General features: G+C 70.0%; 3 protein-coding genes. All 3 read right to left on the minus strand.

Translation table 11 applies throughout. The features are described from left to right. Positions 1-148 (minus strand): 1-deoxy-D-xylulose-5-phosphate synthase N-terminal domain-containing protein (locus RMO97_RS03475; RefSeq protein WP_310539153.1); only part of this gene is annotated, 148 nt, incomplete at its 3' end. A 23-nt stretch (positions 149-171) separates the two neighbouring features. After that, positions 172-1050, minus strand: a complete 879-nt coding sequence (locus tag RMO97_RS03480; RefSeq protein WP_409035281.1) for a polyprenyl synthetase family protein — start codon at positions 1048-1050, stop codon at positions 172-174. Then, a complete protein-coding gene (locus tag RMO97_RS03485) occupies positions 1050-1292 on the minus strand; it encodes an exodeoxyribonuclease VII small subunit (RefSeq protein ID WP_310539152.1) in 243 nt (80 codons plus the stop codon). The genes RMO97_RS03480 and RMO97_RS03485 overlap by 1 nt, the downstream gene beginning before the upstream one ends. Between the last annotated feature and the right edge of the window lie 314 nt (positions 1293-1606).

A 1606-nucleotide genomic window follows, 5' to 3' on the forward strand; every position in this document is an offset into this window, starting at 1 on the left:
CCGCGCCCAGGTGCCCGCCGGTCTGCGACACCGCGTCGATCGTCTCGGCCCGCAGCTCATCGGCCAGCTGCCGCAGTTGCGGGATGGTCAGGTCGCGGGTGTCGGCGGGCGTGGAAACCGTGTCGAGCAGGGGTGTTTCTGGCGGCATGAAACCCAGGCGTCCTCGGCGAATTACTGGCGGCGCTCTAGCACGAAATCGACGCTGGCCCGCAGAAATTCAGCCCGGGGACCGAACGGATCCAGGTGAGATTTTGTCTGCGTTGTAAGCAGGCCCAGCCGCTCGCGGGCCGCATCGGCGCCCAGCAGGGTGACAAAGGTGGTCTTGCCGCGCCCGGCGTCCTTGCCCGCCGCCTTGCCCATCACTTCAGCGTCGCCCTCGGCGTCGAGCAAGTCATCAACGATCTGATAGGCCAGACCCAGGTCGTGGGCGAAGGCGATCAGGGCATGGCGTTCGGCGTCCTGGGCATGGGCCAGCACCAGGGGCAGTTCGAAGGCGCAGGTGATCAGGGCGCCGGTCTTCAGCCGCTGCATGCGCGCCACGCCGCCCAAGTCCTCGCGCACCCCCAGCATGTCGATCATCTGGCCGCCGACCATGCCCCGCGCGCCGGACGCCAGAGCCAGGCGCAGGACCAGTTCGGCGCGGACGCCGCCATCGGCGTGGGTGTCAGGGTGGGCCAGGATTTCGAAAGCGGCGGCCTGCAGGGCGTCGCCCGCCAGCACCGCCGTCATCTCGTCATAGGCGATGTGGACGGAAGGCCGGCCTCGCCGCATGTCATCATCGTCCATGCACGGCAGGTCGTCGTGGATCAGGCTGTAGGCCTGGATGCATTCCAGGGCGCAGGCGGCGCGGAGGACAGACCGCTCCTCCAGATCAAACATCCGCCCGGTCTCCAGCGCGAAATAGGTGCGCAGCCGCTTGCCGGGGCCGAGCGCCGCATAGCGCATGGCCTCGGTCAGCCGGGTCTCGGGGCCGTCGGCGCGGGGCAGCAGCTCGTCCAGGGCGACGGTGACCAGGTCCGCGGCCTCCGCCACCCGGCGGGCGGTATCCATCAGCTGAACTCGGCAGGCTCGACGCCGGGCGCGCCGCCGGCGCCCATGACGATCTTCTCGACCCTGAGGCGCGCCGCCGCCAGCCGGGCCTCGCAATGGGATTTCAGCGCCGCGCCGCGCTCATACATGGCGATGGACGCCTCCAGCGGCGCCTGGCCGGATTCCAGTTTGGCCACGATCTGCTCCAGTTCGGAGAGCGCGGTCTCAAAGGTCATGGCGTCGATGGGGGCGGGTTCGGACATGCGTGGGGTTCCCAGTCGGGGGAGGTTTAGGGGCAGGCGCGGCACGGGTCCAGCCGAAGGTGTTGGGGGAAGGCCCGCGGATCCGCCCGCCCCGGCAGCGCGCCGCAGGCGCTGTCCCTATTGACCACGAACCACACGAACCACACGAACACGCCGACCGGGCAGCGCGGTGTAAGCCGCTCTGCTTTTTCGTGGGGTTCGTGGGGTTCGTGGTCGAGTCTCTTCGGCGCCGGCGCTCCGCTCAGCCCGAGCTGCGCCGCAGGGTCGGCGGCCCGTGCGGGGGCAGGACGCCGATAGCGCCGGTCGATGACAGC

The sequence above is a fragment of the Phenylobacterium sp. genome, assembly GCF_031425575.1.
Lineage (GTDB): Bacteria > Pseudomonadota > Alphaproteobacteria > Caulobacterales > Caulobacteraceae > Phenylobacterium.